The sequence below is a fragment of the Chryseobacterium sp. SIMBA_029 genome, assembly GCF_046535275.1.
In the GTDB taxonomy this organism is placed as follows: domain Bacteria; phylum Bacteroidota; class Bacteroidia; order Flavobacteriales; family Weeksellaceae; genus Chryseobacterium.
In genome coordinates, this window is record NZ_JAWRXA010000578.1 from 1 (window position 1) to 254 (window position 254).

The window sequence follows — 254 nt, forward strand, 5'->3', positions numbered from 1 at the left end:
TTTTTAGGGAAATTGACAACGGCTAAAATTTGTTTTCCCACCAGTTCTTCTTTTTCATAAAGAGAAGTGATCTGAGCTGCAGATTTTCTGATCCCCAAATCTCCAAAGTCTATTTCCAGTTGGTAAGATGGGTTTCTTGCCTTTTCAAAATCATTTACTGAAAGGATGGTTCCACATCTGATGTCTATTTTTTCAAAATCTGCCCAAGTTATGTCTGGTTTTGTGGTCATGTTAATGCGTTAATTAATTGTTCT

1 protein-coding gene is annotated in these 254 nt (G+C 35.4%); it reads right to left on the minus strand.

Features of this window, described 5'->3' with window-relative positions:
* The coding region (locus SB679_RS25290; RefSeq protein ID WP_410705089.1) for a tRNA-binding protein at positions 1-230 on the minus strand (230 nt) is incomplete at its 3' end.
* Between the last annotated feature and the right edge of the window lie 24 nt (positions 231-254).